Genomic DNA, 16,146 nt, shown 5'->3' with positions numbered 1-16,146 from the left:
GGTGAGGACCTGTCGGTGACCCCGGCAGGCCATTGAGGAGAACGAGAACTCATGAGTGACCTACACAGGGCTCGAGCGCGCGCGGAGGCATTCGCGCACGCCGTCGATCACGGGCCCCGTCACTCCGCGCGACTGAGCGAAGACCCCGAGTTGCTGGAAGCTGTGGAGCTGGCCGGACGGCTGAGGACCGCCGGCGCAGTTGCACCGCGACCGGAGTTCAGCGCCGAGTTGCGGCACCGCCTGATGGAGCAGGCGGCGGCGCGCGCGGCAACCACTGCGACTCCGCTGCTGGTGCGCAGCACACCGGACGACTCGGATGACCCGCCGGGTAGCGAGGACGTGGGCGCGTCCGTGACAGATATCCGCCGTCGCCAGGGCCGGAGGATCCGGCTGGTGGCATCGACCGCCGCGCTGGTACTGCTGGGAGGTGGCATCGGTTCCGCCGCCGCTGCCCAGCAGGCGATGCCCGGCGACACGTTGTACGGCATGAAACGCAGCATCGAGAACGTTTCGACCAACGTGAGCGTCGGTGACGACTCACGCGGCCGGCGCGATCTTGAGCACGCGATGACCCGACTGTCCGAAGTCCAGGAACTGGCCGCGAACGGCGGTTCGGTGGACACGATCAACGCGACGCTCGACGACTTCTCGGCGCAGGCCCGCAAGGGCGTGTCCCGATTGGTCGCGTCGTACCAGCAGAACGGCGATCAGAGTTCGATCGCCGCGATCACGGCCTTCATCACCAGCGCCCGCCAGGCTCTTGGTGAGCTCGCGCCGAAACTCCCACCGGAATCGCTGAAGTCCGGGGTGGAGGCGCTGGCCACGATCGAGCAGCTGGCTCAGCACACCACGGCGGCCTGCCCGAAGTGCAACACCCCGAAGCCGGCCACCGCCCCGAGTACGGGGACGAACCACCAGCCGAACCGCACCACCCCGGAAACCGAGCCGAGTGACCCGGTGAAGGCGAGCTCGAGCACGAAGGCGTCGACGACGATCCCGACGCCCGGTGCCTCGACCTCGCAACAGCCGAGCACGACGCCGACCAAGGTGCCGAACACGACCATCGTGGAGGAGTCCACCGCTCCGCCACCGACCGCACTGAAGACACCACCACGGCCTTCGTCGTCACACTCGCCGACTGCGACGCCCACGGTGCTGCCTTCCCTGACCCCGTCGACGCCGTCCTGGCCGTGGCCGTTCCCGACCCTGCCGACGACGCCGCTGATCAACCTCCCAGGCGTGCTGCAAAGCCTGTTCCCACCCTGGAAGTAAGCACCACCCCGAAGCCCCCGGTCCGACGGACCGGGGGCTTCTCCACTGTTGTGCTGGGTTCTCCACCCGGATGCCGGTGGAGAACCCACCAGACGAGTGGAGAAGCAGGCTCAGAAGAAGACGCTGCGGCGTTGCATCAGGAGGGTGTAGAGGGTTTGCTGGATGGTTTCGCGGACCTGGTCGGTGACGTTGAAGACCAGCATCGGGTCGTCCGCGGCGCCGTCCGGGAAGTCGTCGGTGCGGATCGGTTCGCCGAACTCGATCAGCCACTTCGACGGCAGCGGGACCAGGCCGAGCGGGCCGAGCAGCGGGAAGAACGGCGTCACCGGGATGTACGGGACGCCGACCAGGCGGGCCAGCGACGCCAGGTTGCCGACCAGTGGATAGATCTCCTCGGCGCCGACGATCGAGCACGGCACGATCGGTACGCGGGTACGCATCGCGGCGCTGACGAACCCGCCCCGGCCGAACCGCTGCAGCTTGTACCGCTCGCTGAACGGCTTGCCGAGGCCCTTGAAGCCCTCCGGCCAGACGCCCACCAGGTTGCCCTGCCGGAGCAGCCGCTCGGCGTCGTCGTTCCCCGCCAGCGTCGCGCCGCCCTTGCGGGCCAGCTCCCCCACGAACGGGGTCTTGAAGACCAGATCGGCAGCCAGCGTACGCAGCGGGCGGCCGGTGTGGTCGGCAACGATCAACTGGGTGATCAGGCCGTCCAGCGGCATCGTGCCGGAATGGTTCGCGACGATCAGCGCGCTGCCGGTGTCGGGGATGTTCTCCACCCCGCGTACTTCCACCCGGAACCACTTCTCCGCGAGCGGACGCAGCATCGGCAGTAGTACCTGATCGGTCAGATCGGTGTCGAAGCCGAACTCGTCGACCTCGTACTCGCCGGAGAGCCGCCGTCGCAGAAACGCCAGCCACTCGGCAACTCGCCGCTCGCCGTCCTCCCCGAACAACTCCCGCACCCCACGAGCCAACCGCTCGAACTCAGCCGCCCCAACCCCCGGCTCCCCCACCTCGAACCCAGCCGCGCGGCTCTCGTCGCCCTCAGTCGGAGCAGCGGTGGAATCGGTGGTTTCGGCGTCTGAGCCGGCCGGGGTGGCGCGGCGGGTTCTTTTGCTGCCGGCGAGGGTTCGGGCGGCAGCGGAGGGGGTGGTTTTGTTGCCGGTGGCTCGGCCTGGGCGGCCGGCGGTGCCGATGGGGATGATGTCTGCGTCAGCCACGGAGAGCTCCCAGGCCGGCGGTCAGCAGGCTGGAGGCGCGGGTGACGGCGCCGGTGCCGAGCGAGGCGCGGAAGGCGTCGAAGGCCGACGCGGTCGTGTACGCCGGCTCGAAGCCGAACTCGGTCCGCATCCGGGTCGTGTCGACCCCACGCCCGTACGTGAGAAAGGTGATCTGATCCGGCGAGAAGTCCGCCAATCGGGCCCGGCGCACCACCGCAGCGGTGCTGGACGCGGTGAACGAGGGCAGCCGCAGCGCGGGCCGGCCGAGCCGGCGGATCGCCTGCGAGAGCATCAGCATCCCGTCGCCGGCCAGGTTGAACGTGCCGGGCAGGTCGTTGACGGTGGCGTGCCGGATCGCCTCGACGCCGTCGTCCTCGTGCAGGAACTGCAGCCGCGCGTCGTACCCGATCACGGTCGGTACCACCGGCAGGCCGAAGTACCGCGTCATCGGGGAGTCGGTCTTCGGGCCGATCCAGTTCGCCATCCGGAGCGTGCTGACGCAGACGTCCGGGCGGCGCCGGGCGAAGCCGCGGACGTAGCCCTCGACCTCGACCGCGTCCTTGCTCAGCCCATGCTGATAAGTCGGAGGCCAAGCGGTCTTAGGAAGACAACTCACAAGACCAACTCCTTGGCTCACAGAACGACATGGCTACGATCCGACTTGGCCACGCCGGGCGCCTTCTGGCAGGCGGCGAGCAGCTGCATGGTGCCGATGACGTTGATTTCCTTCATCGACGACCGGCCACCGGCGCTGCCAGGCGTGGCCACCACCCCGGTGTGGACGACCGTGTCGACGCCCTCCGCGGCGATCACCTTCGCGATCACCGGGTTGCGGATGTCGGCCCGGACGAACCGCACCTTGCCGAGCTCCGCCCGCGGCGGAACCACGTCGACACCGATGACGGTGCCGATCGACGGGTCAGCCGCCAGCGCACGGGCACAGCGAGCACCGGCGTCTCGCGAGACGCCGGTCACCATCACTACCCGTGCCACCAGACACCCCCAGCCGGACCGGGCGCGGCGGAACTGCCTACTTACCGAGCTTGCGGCGCTGTACCCGCGTCTTCTTCAGCAGCTTGCGGTGCTTCTTCTTCGCCATCCGCTTACGGCGCTTCTTGATCACAGAACCCACGTCGGACCATCCAAACTCAAAGAGAACGTCGGCAAAGCTTACCCGTAGGTCGCTGCCCCGACCTAAAGCAGGCTCCACAAGTAGACTGAACGGGGACCTGGGGAGGCTGTATGAGAGCTCGGTACGACGGTTTGGCGGACTGGTACAAGTCGGATCGTAGCCATGTCGTTCTGTGAGCCAAGGAGTTGGTCTTGTGAGTTGTGTTCCTAGACCGCTTGGCCTCCGACTATCGGCTGCGGCACCGGGCGGAACTTCGGAACGATCCGCGCCACCGGCCGTACGGTGATCGGGCTGGACTACTCTGCCGACCAGCTCCGCCGCGCCCGGACGCGTACCGACGGGCCGTTGATGCGCGGTGACGCGACCGCGCTCCCGTTCCCCGACGCGAGCTTCGACACAGCTGTGACGATGTGGATCTCCACCGACGTCGAGGACTTCGGCGGGGTCGTTCGCGAGGCGGCGCGGGTGCTGCGGCCGGGCGGCGTACTCGTCGTGTACGGCGTCCACCCGTGCTTCAACGGGCCGCACATGTTCTTCAACGAGGACGGCAGCCGGCTCGTCCACCCGACGTACCGGCAGCGGGGCTGGCACGACGAGTCGCCGTTCTGGGGCGAGGACGGGATCCGGCGGCGGGTCGGGATGCATCACGTGCCGCTGGCGGACTTCCTGAACGCGTTCCTGATCCCGTCGCTGTCGATCGAGCGCTTCGAGGAGCCGGATGGTCCGGAAGTGCCGCATGCGCTGGCGGTGCGGGCCCGGCGTACGAGCTGAAACGCGGGCTGAAAACTGTCCGTGCGAGGTGATGGACTGTCGCCATGGTGACGCTGGAATCGTGGAGCGAGCAGGACTTCGGGTTGCTCGAGCGGTGCAACACGCCCGAGATGACGGCGCATCTGGGTGGTCCGGAGACGCCGGAGAAAGTGCGGGACCGGCATCGCAAGTACGCCGAGAACGCTTTCACCGGGCAGATGTTCGTGATCGTCACCTCCGACGGTGAGCGCGCGGGGCTGATCGGGTACTGGGAGCACGCCGACGATCCCGAGGACACCGAGACGGTTTGGGAGACCGGCTGGGCGGTGCTGCCGGAGTTTCAGGGTCGTGGTCTGGCGGTCTCGGCGGTGCATGCGGTGGCGGAGGTCGCGCGGGCGGTGGGTACGCACCGAACGCTGCATGCGTACCCGAACGTGGCGAACGCGGCGTCCAACGCGTTGTGCCGCAAGGCCGGATTCAGCTTCGTCCGCGAACGAGATTTCGAGTACCCGAAAGGACACTGGATGCGCTGCAACGACTGGAGCCTGGAGCTTTAGGCGCGCGGTACCGTGAGGGGCATGGCGTACGTGGTGTTTCTCGGTGGCGTCGTGGTCGTGCTGGGCGGGCTGACCTGGTTCGCCGCGTGGGCCAAGCGGACCGGGCGCGGGTCCGGCGTGGCGGGGGCGTTGGCGGCGTACGACGAGGCGTACCGGACGACGGCGCACAAGTCGCACTACGAGCTGCGGCAGCAGGCCGACCGGAAATCCGAAACCGGGTCGCCGGACGATCTCTAGCCGGCGCTACTAATCCAGGTAGTCGGTGACTGGGCCGAGGGTGAGGAGGCCGCTGCCGGCTGTGTGTTCGTCGGCCGCGGGTTCGAGGGCGGCCTGTGCTTTCGCGAGCAAGCGGAGATCGCCTGACTGGCGTGCGTTGTGGACAGTCAGCGCCCAGTACGCCTCGAGCAGCAAGCCCGGTGGCGGTGATCCGTTCATCGCCTGCGTATGGGGCCCGTAGTCGGCCGCCGGGATCGGTTCCCCGTGGCGTACGGCGTGTGCGGCCAATGCCAACGGAAGCAGACCATCGCTCAACCCAGGCATGCCCGCATCGTCCAGCAAGGTGGCGGCCGCGCGATAGGACTCGGGGGTGTCGTCGCGCAGGGCGGCGTACCAGCGGGTGAAGACCGCGACCAGTGGAAGTTCATGGCGTGCTGCCAGCGCGTCCGCGGCCTGTGCGTGCTCGTCGGCGCGAACGTGATGGGCTGTGGCGCAGGCGGCTTGCATGCTGATGAGATGGCCCAGAACCTCGTACGTAAAGAGGTTGTGGCGCTGGGACAACGTGACGAGCTCCGCGCCGATCGCCGCCCGTTGGGGCGCGAGGCCGGCGCGGTAACAGCTCTGCATGAACACACCGTTCAACGCGAACGCGAGCAGCATCGGGTCGTCGAGCCCGCGCGCCAGTTCCTCGGCTTCCAGCGCGGCCTCGCGGGCGCGCGCCGGTTCCCGTGCGCCGCGCGATTCGAGGGCGATGGTCGCGAGCAGGCGGGCGCGGATGCTCGGGTGATCCTGCGTCGGCAGGACCCGCTCAGCCGCCGCGACGATCGCCGCCGCCTGCGCTTCGTCGTCGGATCGCGTCCAGATCGCCGGTACGTCGTACGCGCCGATCACCCGCGCGGTCAGGTCGGGATCACCAAGCTCCTCGGCCGCCGCGACCGCAGCCAGCCGATGCCGCCGAGCAGCCACCAATCCTCCGCCCCCGGTCACCGCCAGACTCCGCAACAACCCCACCGAAGACTCGATCCGAGCCCGCGATCCGCCAACCACCCGCCCGTAAACCGCCGCGGCCTCCTCCCAAACCCCACCAACTCCAGCAGCTGACGTGAGGTGAGGTGCTTGGTTGAGGATGTCTGTTTCCAGGTGGAAGAGAGTTGAGCTGGGATCTAAGCCGAGTTGACTGACCAACGTCTCGCGAGCGCGACGTAGTACAGCGAGCGCATCGCCTTGGCGCCCGCTCTGGTACAGCGCCAGCGCCAGCAGCCGCCAGGCGTCTTCGCGCCACGGATGCTCGGTCACATGCGCATCCAGCTCAGGTACCGCATCCGCCGCCCGCCCCAGCGCGAGCCGCGCCTCGGCGACCCGCTCCACCGCCCGCAACCGCAGCTCCGTCAACCGCGTCCGCTCGGCCAGCGCCCACCCTTCATCCGCGAATTCCGCGTACGCCGGGCCGCGCCACAACTCCAACGCGGACAGCAACTCCGGCAACAACTGATCCGCCGGCAAGGACGCCCGTACCGCAGCCTCGAACCGCCACGCGTCGACGTTCTCCGTTTTCAGCGCGTACCCAGGACCGGAGGTGATCAGCAACCGCGGCGGCGTACGCGGCGCCCGATCCGGTTCGATCGCCCGGCGCAACGCGGCGACAAACGTCCGCACCGCACTCAACGCCCCAGCCGGCGGAACCGTCCACAAGTCATCGATCAGTACGTCGACCGGCACGACCCGCCCGCGCGCCACAATCAACCGCCCCAGCACCGCCCGATGCCGAGGCCCCTTCAAATCAACCGGCTCCCCCGCCGACCACCCCACCACCGGCCCCAACACCCCGAACTCCACCCGCCCACGGTAACGCTCATCGAATGCTCATCCGCCGGCGCGACGCTGGTCGCATGAACATCGAAGGATTCGAGTACGTCCGGGTACCCGGCACGGACGGCGTCCAGTTGAACGTCGCCGTCGGGGGTTCAGGTTCGGCGGTTGTGTTGTTGCATGGGTTTCCGGAGACGCACGTGATGTGGCGTGCGGTGGCTCACGAGTTGGCTGCGGAGCACACGGTGATCGTGCCGGATCTGCGGGGGTACGGGGCTAGCGACAAGCCGGTGGAGGGGTACTCGAAGCGGGTGATGGCGGCGGATGTGGTGGAGGTGGCGCGGGAGCTCGGGTACGAGCGGTTTGCGTTGGTGGGGCATGACCGGGGCGCGTTGGTTGCGTTTCGGGCCGGGCTGGATCATCCGGACGTGGTCACGCACCTGATGTGTCTGGATGTGCTGCCGACGCTGGACATGTGGGAGGTCATGCACGGCACGTCGGCGGCAGTCGGGTTTCATTTGTACCTGATGGCGCAGCCGCCTGGGCTTGCCGAGCGGATGATCGCTGCCAGCTCGGACGAGTTCTTTGGGTACTTTCTTGACCTGTGGGCGAAGGATCCGGCGGCGATTCCCGCGGACGTCCGCGCGCATTATCTCGAGGCGTGCCGGGCCGCGGTGCCTTCGATTGTTGCGGATTACCGGGCGTCGGCGACGGTGGATGTCGCGGACGACGAGGTTGATCTTGCTCAGGGCAACAAACTGCGGATGCCGGTGACGGTGATCCAGCAGGACTGGGGTTCGGCGCTGGGGTTCGACGCGGCAGCGCGCTGGAAGGCGTGGGCGCCCGACCTGCACCACCAGACCACCACCGCCGGGCATTTCATGGCCGAGGAGGACCCGGCCGAGATCACCACCGCGATCCGCGCCCTGCTCACCCGGCAGCGACCCTGACCATGACGAAGGGACCGGTCCGGTACTCGGAGCCGGTCCCTTCGTATCTCGTGGTTATCCGGCCTGAAAGTAGGCGCCTTTGAGGTAGTCGTGCACGGCGTCCTCCGACACCCGGAACGAACGTCCCACGCGGACCGCGGGCAGTTCACCGGAGTGCACCAACCGGTACACAGTCATCTTGGACACGCGCATGGCCGTGGCGACTTCCGCCACGGTCAGGAACTTCACCTCGGCGAGCGGCTGCTCACCACCGGACTTCTTTGATGCCATTGCGCACCGCACTTCCAGCACGGATCGTGCGCCGGCTTCCCCTCCGGCACCTCCGTCCGTGCATGTCACGAGCGTAGTGGCTGTTGGTACGAATGGGAAAGAGGGGGACTCCTGTGACTCAATCGTTGAACTCGGAACGGGGCCGGTCGAACTCGCTACGGAGCCGTTGAACTCGGTCCGGGGCCGCCTCAGTAGGTCGGATCGAGGCCCAGCAGCGGGAAACTGGCGTCCCGGGTGGCCTTGATGGCGCGGTCGAGCCAGGCGCCGGGGTTGTAGCCGGTCGACCAGTCGGCGTACGTGGGCTCGCGCCCGTCGGTCATCCGCACCGGCGCGACCCGCCCGAACCGCAGCTGGATCTCCTCACGCCAAGCGTCCGGTACCGCGGTGGCCGGATCGATCGGCTCCCCGGCCACGATCGCCAGCAAGTGGGTCCAGGCCCGCGGAACGACGTCGATGATCGCGTACCCGCCGCCTCCGGTCGCGACCCACTTTCCCCCGGTCAGCTCGTGCGCCAGGTCGTGCAACGCCAGGTACGCGGCCCGCTGCCCGTCGATCGTCTTGGTCAAGTGCGCCAGCGGGTCCTCGACATGCGAATCACAGCCGTGTTGCGTCACCAGTACGCTCGGCCGGAACGCCTTCACCACCTCGGGTACGACCGCGTGGAACGCCCGCAACCAGCCGGCATCGCCCGTACCAGGCGGTACCGCGACGTTGACGGCCGTACCTTCCGCACCCGGTCCACCAGTCTCACCAGGGCTGCCCGTACCCGGGAACAGCGTGGTCGGCGACTCATGCAGACTGACCGTCAGCACCCGCGGGTCGTTGTAGAACACCGTCTGCACGCCGTCCCCGTGGTGTACGTCCACATCCACGTACGCGACCCGCTCGGCGCCGTGATCGAGCAGCCACTGAATCGCGATCGCCGGGTCGTTGTACACGCAGAAGCCGCTGGCCTGGTTGGGCATCGCGTGGTGCAGACCGCCCGCGACGTTCGCCGCATGCAGTACGTCGCCCTCCCAGACCGCGCGCGCCGCCTCCACCGAAGCGCCGACGATGTGCGCCGAGACCTCGTGCATGTTCGGGAAGCAGTAGGTGTCGCTGGTCCCCAGCCCGTGCGCCGGATCCGCATCGTCCGGGTACTCGCCGGCGCGCTTCACCGCGGCCACGTACTCGGCGGTGTGCACGCTCTCCAGCAGCGCGTCGTCAGCGGTCGGCGCGGGCGCCACCTTCAGCCGGTCGAGTACGCCCAGCTCCCGCGCGAGCTTGATCGTCAGCTCGACCCGGACCGGACTCATCGGATGCCCATGGCCGAAGTCGTACGCGGTCAGCCCGTCGTCGAACACCAGCAACGCCTCGCCACTCATGCCCTTGACCTTAACCGCCACTCCGCCGGCTCAGACCACAACGAGCTTCCAGGCCGCTCGAATAGATTGCCGCCGGCCAGGCGCGGGCTGACGATCGGGGCATCCGCCGCCCCGAAGGAGACACCCCATGCGTGGATTACTCCGTGCCCTGCCCGCCATCGCCAGCGTCGGCGCCCTGGCCTTCACCTTCACCCCCGCTCCGGCTCCGGCTCCGGCTGCCGATGAACCAGCAGTCCCGATCAGGCGCGCGACGCCGACCAAGCTGATGCCGCTCGGCGACTCGAACACCGTCGGTGGTGACGCCGCCGGAGCCGCGTACCGGGCCGACTTGTGGCAACTCTTGCGCGCCGACGGCAGACCGGTCGACTTCGTCGGATCGGTGAACAGCGGACCGGCCGGCGTACTCGGCGACCGCGATCACGAAGGGCACGGCGGCTGGACGATCGGGCAGCTCCAGGGCAGTGTCACCGGCTGGCTGACCACGTACCGGCCGGACGTGATCACGCTCCAGATCGGCACCAACGACATGTACGACGACGCGTCGGCCGGCGCCGCGCCCGGCAAGCTGTCGACGCTGATCGACACCATCACGACCACCTTGCCGGACGTGAAGCTGTTCGTCGCGAGCATCCCGCAGCTCGCCGACCCGAATCACTACGCCCGCGTCGCGGCGTTCAACTACACCATCCCCGGCATCGTCGCGGCGAAGGCGGCGGCCGGGAAACAGGTGCGGTACGTGGACGCGAACTCGGGTCTGTTCCAGCCGTACGACTTCGTCGACATGTGGCACCCGAACTACGGCGCCGCGTCGAAGGCGGCGATCCGCTGGTACAGCGCCCTGACCGGCGTACCGATCACCCGGTACGAGGCCGAGCAGACCGCGAACGCGAGAGTCACGAACGCGAAGCGGGTCCAGATCACGTCGGCGTCCGGCGGCGGGAAGATCGGCTACATCGACTACGCCGACAGCTCGGTCACCTTCACTTTCCAGGTCGGCAGCGCGGGCACGTACCGGATTCGCGCCCGGGGCGCCAACGGGATGGGGACGGTCTGCAGCCACCAGGTGTCCGCGAACGGCGGGCCGAAGGCAACGGTCAAGTACCCGTCGTACAGCTGGGACCTGCTCGGTGAATCGGCCGTCGATCTGCCGCTGAACGCGGGGCCGAACACGGTGAAGTTCACCAAGGGCGACTGCTACACCGAGCTGGACGCCATCGACCTCAGCCTCGTGCCAACCGCTTGACCGGCTCCTGACGCACGACGACGGGCGGCGCGAACACCCCTCCCAGGTCGCGCAGCCCGCCTGTGGTCCAACAGTCGGTTTATCGGGCCCGGACTGCAAAGCGTTACAAGATCTGCAAATTTCTGTCGATCTACTCCCGGGTAACGCGCGATCCGACTGCATACAGTGAACTTGCGGTGAGATCCGGACTTGCGTGTCTCCGGTCCAGGCCGCACAGTTCTCCGGTGAGGAAGCAGACAACCCCGAAGCGCCGGCAGATCGTCACGGCCGGAGCGGCGGCGGCCGCCGCCATCGCCGCGCAAACCCAGACGGCCTCGGCCCAGACCGCCGCGGCACGCCCGGCTGCCGCGGAACTTGCGGCCTCAACCACCTCCACCGGACCGTACGGGTCGGGCGTCGCCGGTTTCTGGTCGTCCGCGACCCGCGCGATCTCCACCCCGGCGCAGATCGAGCGCACCCGCCAGACCGGCGGTGTCTACATGTTCGGTGACAGCATCTCGGTCCAGGACGGCAAGGCGCTGGCGGTCCGGCTGCTGAACCGCAACGGCACCCAGCTGGCCGTACACAACTGGTCGAGCCGTCCCACTTCCGGCGCGGTCGACGCGCTCCAGCAGTGGGCGTCGACGTACGGGCTGCCGCGCCGCATCCTGATGGCGAGCGGTTCCAACGACATCTTCGACCCGCCGAAGTTCGCCGCCCAGGTGGCCCGCGCGGTCAGCATCGTCGGCCAGAACCGGACGCTGTACTGGGTGAACCTCCAAGTCGTACGCCGCAGTGTCTCCGCGGCCGTACAGCTCGCGGACCAGCGGAACAGCTCCTGGCTGAACATGCAGCTGTACGACGCGCAGGAGCGGTACCCGAACCTGCGGATCATCCGCTGGGCCGAGTGGCTCTGGGTCAAGCCGTACCGGCTCGCGAACTACCTCCGCGACGGCGTACACCCATCCGTGCCGCTCGGTCAGGACGCACGCAACGAGCTGATCGTCCAATCGCTGGTAGGCTGATGGTGTGAACACGAACCTGCAGCAGTGGTGGGCCGCCTAGGGCGGTCCATCCCAGCGCGTGTTCGCACGCAGCCACCAAGGCCGCCTCGCCGAGGCGGCCTTTTTCGTGCGCTCGGTGGGGCTCAGACTCACCGAAAGGGCACGATCATGACCTCGCTTTCCGGCATCACCCCGTCCGGCCGGCTCACCATCGGGAACCACCTCGGCGCGCTCCGCCGGTTCACCGACCCGGACGGCTTCTACTTCGTCGCGAACCTGCACGCGATGACGATCAAGCACGACCCACGAAGACTCGCCGCGCTGACCCGCGAGTTCGCGACGCTGATGCTCGCGGCCGGTGTCCCCGAAGGCACGGTGTTCGTGCAGTCCGACGTACCGACGCACGCCCAGCTCGCGTACCTGCTGGAGTGCACTTCGTACGTCGGTGAGCTGTCCCGGATGATCCAGTACAAGGAGAAGGGCAACGGCCGGCCGATGACGCGGGCCTCGTTGTTCACGTACCCGTGCCTGATGGCCGCGGACATCCTGCTGTACGGCGCGGAGCGGGTGCCCGTCGGCGGTGACCAGGACCAGCACGTCGAGCTCGCCCGGGACATCGCGATCCGGTTCAACCGCGAGTACGGCGAGACGTTCGTCGTACCGCAGCTGAACAAGGCCGCGCTCGCGACGCGGGTGAAGGACCTGCAGAACCCGGCCGCGAAGATGAGCAAGTCGGACGCCGACGACGCGATCGGTACGATCCGGCTGCTCGACCCGCCGGACGTGATCCGCCGCCAGGTAATGCGCGCGGTCACCGACTCCGACAACGAGGTACGGCACGACGAGGCGAACAAGCCGGGCGTGACGAACCTGCTGGAGATCCTGGCGGCCTGTACCGATGGCGATCCGGTCGAGCTGGCGAAGGCGTACGCGTCGTACGGCGCGCTGAAGCAGGACGTCGCGGATGCCGTACTGGCGATCATCGAACCGCTGCAGAAGGAGTACGCGCGGCTGGCCACCGACCCAGGCGCGATCGATCACCTGCTGGCCCAAGGCCGGGACCGGGCGCTCGAAGCGAGCACGCCCCGGCTCCAGGCTGCGGCACGAGCGATGGGTTTGGCAGGATCTGCCCCATGAAGCTCCGCCCTAAGATTCGCGCTGCCTCGTTCAACATCCGCAACTCCTCCGCACCGGACGGCGAGAACGCCTGGCCGCTACGGCGGAAGGCGGCGGTGGCGGCGATCGAACAGCTGGACGCGGACGTGGTCGGGCTGCAGGAAGTGCTGCCCGACCAGCTCGAGTACCTGCGCTGGCGGTTCCCCAAGTACGAGATCGTCGGCGCCGGCCGGGACGACGGGATGAGCGCGGGTGAGCACTCCCCGGTCCTGGTTCGGCCCGGCGACTGGCGGATAGAGCGCCATGAGACGCGCTGGCTGTCGGACGATCCGGGGACGCCGGGATCGATCGGCTGGGACGCCGACCTGACCCGGATCGCGACTCTGGTCTGGCTCCGGCACCACAACGGGACAACGGTCGGCGTCGTGAACACGCACTACGACCACGCGGGCGAGGTCGCCCAGCTGCAGTCGTCGCGGCTGATCGCCCGCTGGATCACCGGCTCACTGCCGTGGATCGTGATGGGCGACCTGAACGCGACCCCCGATTCCGCCCCACTGAAAGCCCTACTGGCCTCCGGCCTGTCACTCGCCGTCCCCCTCGAAGCCGGCGGCAGCTGGCACGACTTCACCGGCGCCACCGACGACGCCCGCATCGACCACATCCTCGTCACCCCTGACTGGACCGTCACGGACGCAGCCGTCTCCCACCACCGCCCCGAAAACCGCCTCCCCAGCGACCACTGGCCAGTCGCCGCGACGCTGTCCTTGAGCTGAGTCAGCTAGCCGGCTGAGTCAGATGACGATGTGCCAGCGGAGTAGGAATGCGCCGATGGACAGGACCAGGTAGAGCAGGACGAGGAGGGCGCCGATGCCGGGGCGCGGGCGGTGGCGGCGCGTTGGGGTGTCCGCGGCCTGCTGCCGGATCGCCGCCATCACGGCGCCCACTTCGGCCGTCCGGTCCTTCGGGATGCCGTTGATCTCGTTCTCGTCCGGGCCATGGGTGAGTACGACGTTGTCGTCGCCGATCTCGATCGCGTCCACGTCCTGCCAGGACAGGCTGCGGATCAGCATGCTCGTCCGCGCCTTCAACGACGTCGCGGTCAGCTCGACCCGGTAGAGCACGACGCCGCCGGCAACTCGTACCACCGAGGCGCCGATGATCGTCAGCAGCCCGACCGCGAGCATGTCCCGCGCGCCCATCCACAGCCAGGAGTTCAGCGCCGGCACGGCGATGAAGGGCAGGATGAACAGCGCCCACGCCCACCAGGGCGCCGGGTCCAGCGGCACGCGCCACGGGAGCTGGGGCACCTCGTGGTGTTGCGGCTGCGCAGGTGTGGTGGCCGGCTCGACCGAACCATTACCCATGGGCGGAATCATCCCTCGAACATGGCAGGAATACCTCGGCGCCCAACCTTAACGCCACCTGAGGGACAGGTGTTACTCAGCGGCCCCTTACTCGGCGGCCAGGTCTCGTGACCGGTTGCGAGCGGCTTCGATCGCGGACAGGAACGCCGCGCGCACCTTGTGGTCCTCCAGCTCGCGGACCGCGGCGGCGGTTGTGCCGCCCGGGGAGGTGACGCGTTCGCGCAGTACGGTCGGGTGTTCGCCGGTTTCGCGGAGCAGCTTCGCCGAACCGACCACGGTCTGTACGACCAGATCGGTCGCCGTACCGCGCGGCAGACCCATGTGCACGCCCGCCTCGATCATCGCCTCGACCACGAAGAACAAGTACGCCGGACCCGAACCGGAAATCGCGGTCACCGCGTCCTGCTGCTTCTCCGGCACCCGGATCACCCGGCCGGTCGCGGCCAGCAGGCTCTCGGCCAGCTCCAGGTGGCTCTCGTCGCAGTGCGCGCCACGCGAGATGGCGGCCATCCCCTCGTCCACCAGGGCAGGCGTGTTCGGCATCACGCGGACGACGGCAACGCCTTCCGGCAGCCGCGATTCGACGAACCGGGTGCTGATCCCGGCAGCCAGCGAAACCACCGTCTGCTCGACCCGGATCGCGGGCGCGATCTCCGCGAGCAGCTCGGGCATGTCCTGCGGCTTCACCACCAGGACCAGCGTGTCCGCCCGCTTCGCCGCCTCCACGTTCGTGACGACCTCCACGCCGTACCGCTCGCGCAACTCGGCGGCACGTTCCTCCCGGCGCTCGGTGATCAGGAGGTCCTCCGGTCGCCGGCCGGCCCGAATCAGCCCGGACAGCAACGTCTCCCCCATCACTCCGGCCCCGAGGACCGCCACCTGTGCACTCATGGTCCACAGGCTAGTCCCCCGCGGGCGGGCTACTTCTTGCTGATCAAGGAGCGGGCGAAGAACTGCAGGTTCGCGGGCCGTTCGGCGAGGCGGCGGACCAGGTAGCCGTACCAGTCCTCGCCGTACGGGATGTAGATGCGCATGGTGTGCCCCTGCCCGGCCAGCCGGAGCTGCTCCTCGGGGCGGATGCCGAACAGCATCTGGTACTCGAAACTGCCCGGCCGGCGGTTCGCCCGGTCGGCGAGGGCGCCCGCGATCGCGATCAGCCGCGGGTCGTGCGACGCGATCATCGGGTAGCCGGCGCCGTTCATGAGCACCTTCATCGCGCGCACGTACGCCTTGTCGACCTGGCGCTTCTCCTGGAACGCGACCGACTCCGGCTCCTTGTACGCGCCCTTGCACAGCCGAACCCGGGAGCCCGCGTGCGCGAGATCGCGGCAGTCGGCCTCGGTCCGCCGCAGGTATGCCTGTAGGACCGCCCCGGTCTCCGGGAAGTCCTGGCGCAGCTCGCGCAGGATGCCCAGCGTGGAGTCGGTGGTGGTGTGGTCCTCCATGTCCAGCGTCACCGTGGTGCCGGCGTTGCGGGCGGCGTGGCAGATCGTCCGCGCGTTCTCCAAAGCGATCTTCTCGCCGTCACCGGGCAGCGCCTGACCGACGGCCGACAGCTTGACCGAGACCTCGGCGTTCTTGGTCAGGCCGGCCGCGGACAGCTGCTTCAGCAGGTCCAGGTACGCGTCCGCGGTGGCGGTCGCCGCGGCCAGGTCGGTGACGTCCTCGCCGAGGTGGTCGAGCGTCACGTGCAGGCCGTTGCTGACCAGCTTCTCGGTCGCGAGCACGGCTTCCGGCGCGGTCTCACCGGCGACGAACCGGGCCACGATGCCACTGGAAACCGGCAGCGACGACACTGCCTTCTTGATCTGGGGGCTGCGGGACATGCCCAGCAGGACTCGCCGAAGCACTACGTGTTCCTCCTCGTCAAACCCACCCATCTGCCAGTGGTGTCTGC

General features: G+C 68.5%; 17 protein-coding genes. 9 read left to right on the top strand and 8 right to left on the bottom strand.

What is annotated here, in order from left to right; translation table 11 throughout:
• Positions 1 to 51: 51 nt before the first annotated feature.
• The gene (locus ABD260_RS02710; RefSeq protein ID WP_344231674.1) at positions 52 to 1,272 is read left to right on the top strand and encodes a DUF5667 domain-containing protein; all 1,221 of its coding nucleotides are present in this window, start codon (positions 52 to 54) and stop codon (positions 1,270 to 1,272) included.
• 110 nt (positions 1,273 to 1,382) lie between these two features.
• On the opposite strand, the gene ABD260_RS02705 is transcribed toward ABD260_RS02710, so the two are convergent.
• Positions 1,383 to 2,492: a lysophospholipid acyltransferase family protein gene (locus ABD260_RS02705; RefSeq protein WP_344231673.1), complete on the bottom strand. Its 1,110-nt coding sequence runs from the start codon at positions 2,490 to 2,492 to the stop codon at positions 1,383 to 1,385.
• Positions 2,493 to 3,522: 1,030 nt separating this feature from the next.
• The gene (locus tag ABD260_RS02690) at positions 3,523 to 3,624 is read right to left on the bottom strand and encodes a 30S ribosomal protein bS22 (protein ID WP_008356322.1); all 102 of its coding nucleotides are present in this window, start codon (positions 3,622 to 3,624) and stop codon (positions 3,523 to 3,525) included.
• 282 nt (positions 3,625 to 3,906) lie between these two features.
• Here ABD260_RS02690 and ABD260_RS02685 point away from each other — a divergent pair, with 282 nt between their 5' ends.
• The 3 genes from ABD260_RS02685 to ABD260_RS02675 are packed head-to-tail and all read left to right on the top strand — an operon-like array spanning position 3,907 to position 5,168.
• Positions 3,907 to 4,395, top strand: a complete 489-nt coding sequence (locus ABD260_RS02685) for a class I SAM-dependent methyltransferase (protein ID WP_425553272.1) — start codon at positions 3,907 to 3,909, stop codon at positions 4,393 to 4,395.
• Between the two features lie 44 nt (positions 4,396 to 4,439).
• Positions 4,440 to 4,931 (top strand): GNAT family N-acetyltransferase, encoded by a 492-nt coding sequence (locus ABD260_RS02680; protein WP_344231670.1) that lies wholly within the window; start codon positions 4,440 to 4,442, stop codon positions 4,929 to 4,931.
• A gap of 21 nt (positions 4,932 to 4,952) precedes the next feature.
• Positions 4,953 to 5,168: a hypothetical protein gene (locus ABD260_RS02675; RefSeq protein WP_344231669.1), complete on the top strand. Its 216-nt coding sequence runs from the start codon at positions 4,953 to 4,955 to the stop codon at positions 5,166 to 5,168.
• A gap of 9 nt (positions 5,169 to 5,177) precedes the next feature.
• Here the strand turns inward: ABD260_RS02675 and ABD260_RS02670 are convergent, their stop codons facing one another.
• The gene (locus tag ABD260_RS02670) at positions 5,178 to 6,983 is read right to left on the bottom strand and encodes an AfsR/SARP family transcriptional regulator (protein ID WP_344231668.1); all 1,806 of its coding nucleotides are present in this window, start codon (positions 6,981 to 6,983) and stop codon (positions 5,178 to 5,180) included.
• Between the two features lie 53 nt (positions 6,984 to 7,036).
• On the opposite strand from ABD260_RS02670, the gene ABD260_RS02665 reads away from it, so the two are divergent.
• Entirely contained in the window at positions 7,037 to 7,906 is an 870-nt protein-coding gene (locus ABD260_RS02665; protein WP_344231667.1) for an alpha/beta fold hydrolase, read from the top strand.
• Between the two features lie 54 nt (positions 7,907 to 7,960).
• Here the strand turns inward: ABD260_RS02665 and ABD260_RS02660 are convergent, their stop codons facing one another.
• Both ABD260_RS02660 and ABD260_RS02655 read right to left on the bottom strand, forming a co-directional pair.
• Positions 7,961 to 8,176, bottom strand: a complete 216-nt coding sequence (locus ABD260_RS02660) for a helix-turn-helix domain-containing protein (protein ID WP_132209923.1) — start codon at positions 8,174 to 8,176, stop codon at positions 7,961 to 7,963.
• 188 nt (positions 8,177 to 8,364) lie between these two features.
• Positions 8,365 to 9,540 carry an acetoin utilization protein AcuC gene (locus tag ABD260_RS02655; protein ID WP_344231666.1) on the bottom strand — a complete coding sequence of 392 codons (1,176 nt, stop codon included), beginning with the start codon at positions 9,538 to 9,540 and terminating at the stop codon, positions 8,365 to 8,367.
• 127 nt (positions 9,541 to 9,667) lie between these two features.
• Here ABD260_RS02655 and ABD260_RS02650 point away from each other — a divergent pair, with 127 nt between their 5' ends.
• From ABD260_RS02650 to ABD260_RS02635, 4 genes are all read left to right on the top strand, one after another.
• The gene (locus ABD260_RS02650; RefSeq protein WP_344231665.1) at positions 9,668 to 10,783 is read left to right on the top strand and encodes a GDSL-type esterase/lipase family protein; all 1,116 of its coding nucleotides are present in this window, start codon (positions 9,668 to 9,670) and stop codon (positions 10,781 to 10,783) included.
• A gap of 224 nt (positions 10,784 to 11,007) precedes the next feature.
• Entirely contained in the window at positions 11,008 to 11,787 is a 780-nt protein-coding gene (locus ABD260_RS02645) for an SGNH/GDSL hydrolase family protein (protein ID WP_344231664.1), read from the top strand.
• 147 nt (positions 11,788 to 11,934) lie between these two features.
• Positions 11,935 to 12,903: a tryptophan--tRNA ligase gene (gene trpS, locus ABD260_RS02640; RefSeq protein ID WP_344231663.1), complete on the top strand. Its 969-nt coding sequence runs from the start codon at positions 11,935 to 11,937 to the stop codon at positions 12,901 to 12,903.
• Positions 12,900 to 13,658: an endonuclease/exonuclease/phosphatase family protein gene (locus ABD260_RS02635; protein ID WP_344231662.1), complete on the top strand. Its 759-nt coding sequence runs from the start codon at positions 12,900 to 12,902 to the stop codon at positions 13,656 to 13,658. Before trpS ends, ABD260_RS02635 begins: the two co-directional genes overlap by 4 nt.
• A gap of 18 nt (positions 13,659 to 13,676) precedes the next feature.
• Here ABD260_RS02635 and ABD260_RS02630 read toward each other — a convergent pair whose 3' ends face one another.
• The 3 genes from ABD260_RS02630 to ABD260_RS02620 form a co-directional block, all read right to left on the bottom strand.
• A complete protein-coding gene (locus ABD260_RS02630; protein WP_344231661.1) occupies positions 13,677 to 14,249 on the bottom strand; it encodes a hypothetical protein in 573 nt (190 codons plus the stop codon).
• 87 nt (positions 14,250 to 14,336) lie between these two features.
• On the bottom strand, positions 14,337 to 15,140 hold the full coding sequence (gene proC / locus ABD260_RS02625; protein ID WP_344231660.1) for a pyrroline-5-carboxylate reductase: 804 nt from the start codon (positions 15,138 to 15,140) through the stop codon (positions 14,337 to 14,339).
• Between the two features lie 29 nt (positions 15,141 to 15,169).
• Positions 15,170 to 16,099, bottom strand: a complete 930-nt coding sequence (locus tag ABD260_RS02620) for a proline dehydrogenase family protein (protein ID WP_344231696.1) — start codon at positions 16,097 to 16,099, stop codon at positions 15,170 to 15,172.
• Between the last annotated feature and the right edge of the window lie 47 nt (positions 16,100 to 16,146).

Origin of the sequence: Kribbella hippodromi, assembly GCF_039531045.1 — a bacterium.
GTDB lineage: Bacteria > Actinomycetota > Actinomycetes > Propionibacteriales > Kribbellaceae > Kribbella > Kribbella hippodromi.
The sequence above is the reverse complement of the archived record's forward strand: the minus strand, read 5'-3'. Positions and strand labels throughout refer to the sequence as shown.